Origin of the sequence: Candidatus Erwinia dacicola (assembly GCF_001756855.1) — a bacterium.
In the GTDB taxonomy this organism is placed as follows: domain Bacteria; phylum Pseudomonadota; class Gammaproteobacteria; order Enterobacterales; family Enterobacteriaceae; genus Erwinia; species Erwinia dacicola.
The window spans coordinates 1-1,736 of sequence record NZ_MAYS01000226.1 but is presented as its reverse complement, the minus strand read 5'-3'; the positions used below and the strand labels follow the sequence as shown (position 1 = coordinate 1,736).

The window sequence follows — 1,736 nt, the reverse complement described above, 5'->3', positions numbered from 1 at the left end:
GGGATATGCATGGAGCAGAGTATAAAGCGGAGCGCCGGTCATGCAAACACCCGAAGCGGCGTAGCAGCGCCGCTCACGCCACAGGCGTGCTACGTTCATTTTGCTTTTTTAAAGAAAGATGTGAGAAATATCGCGATTACCGGTCCTTATGGAGCAGGAAAAAGTACTGTGATACTTTCTTATCTAAATGCCAGGTTGAAAAAAGACTTCATCAATGTGTCCCTGGCAGATTTTTCAATGTCAGGAAAGAAAGACGAAACCCCCCAGAAAATGCTGAAATTGAATTAAGCATTCTTCAGCAGATCCTCTATAAAGAAAATAAGGATAATATTCCCGACTCTCGGATTGACAGAATTCAGAACAGAGATATAAAACACGTTATTTCACTTTTTGAAACATCCATCAGCATAGTGGTTCCGTTATTTTGTTTGTATTTATCCGTTTTTCCAAAAAAAATACTATTATTCTTCAGTGTGAATGAGGCGACCATTTCTCTTGTAAATGATGCTTATCCTGAGCGTTTATGGTGCAGTATCGCACTGGTGTTGGTAACCTTGTTTTGTATCGTCAGGGTGGCGTCAAAGGTCGGTTTCTTTGATAAAAAATTAAAACTAAGCAAGATAGCTTTTCTTCAGGCGAGTGCAGAGATGGCTCAACAGGAGTCATCCTCACTGCTCAACAACTGTCTCGACGAAATTGTCTATTTCTTCTCCCGTTCAAAGAGCAAAATCGTGGTATTTGAAGATCTGGACAGGCTTGGTAATACGGAAGTTTTCGTGAAGCTGAGGGAGATAAACCAGATAGTAAACAATAACCTGAAGAATGATCCTGTAAGATTCCTCTATGCCTGTCGGGATGATATTTTTCTCGGAGCTGATATACGCACTAAATTTTTTTGATTTCATCGTTCCGGTTGTACCCGTGCTGGATGCCAGAAATGCCTATACACATCTGAAAAATAAACTAAAAGATTTCCCCGTTAAGGATGATGTGCTTCTTAAGCAAACGTCTCTGTATATTACAGATATGCGTTCACTACATAATATTGCCAATGAGTTTAATTTATTCAGGCGAATGGTTGATGAAAATAAAAATGAAGCGAAGATTTTTGCGGTTATATTTTACAAAAATATCTACACGCAGGATTATAGTTTAATTGACAAGGAAGCAGGGGGTTTGTATTTTTTTATAAAAAATTACTGCCTAAAAAAACTGCAGGAAAACTATTTTTCTTCTTTAAATGAAAGGGAAAGTAATCTTTCTGCTAAACTCGAAAAATTAAAAAAGAGTCAGCATCATCATCTGCTGATGTAAGAATGGAAATTATCTGCCGGTATATTTCAAAGGAACTATGGTCAGTAATACATTTTGCCCACGACCAATATGGAGGCCGTCAGGGAACTGGTAATTCCACACCGGGGAATTTATATGAAAATGAACATGGGTTCGTAAAATTTTTCAGTAGCAATGATCTTGTTTATATCGGCTCCATTCCCACTCGAAACGCAACAAAACCGAGGGGGCTTATGCCGCCAGTAAGTGCGTTAAAAATACCTCGTTGGGGGAACGATAGCCCAGTGATTTTCTCCCGTGCATGTTGAGTATGTGTTCGAGTTCAGCCATCTTGCGATGGCTCACCTGACTGAAGTCGGTTCCCTTGGGATAAAAGCGCCGTATCAGACCGTTGGTATGCTCATTCAGGCCACGTTCCCAGGAATGGTATGGGCGTGCAAAGT

1 protein-coding gene and 1 pseudogene are annotated in these 1,736 nt (G+C 40.2%); one reads left to right on the top strand and one right to left on the bottom strand.

Annotated features, from left to right (window positions below):
• Positions 1–9: 9 nt before the first annotated feature.
• Positions 10–1,487, top strand: a pseudogene (locus BBW68_RS21005) (YobI family P-loop NTPase); the annotation flags it as partial.
• A 37-nt stretch (positions 1,488–1,524) separates the two neighbouring features.
• Here the strand turns inward: BBW68_RS21005 and BBW68_RS19145 are convergent.
• Positions 1,525–1,736 (bottom strand): transposase (locus tag BBW68_RS19145; RefSeq protein WP_420835334.1); only part of this gene is annotated, 212 nt, incomplete at its 5' end.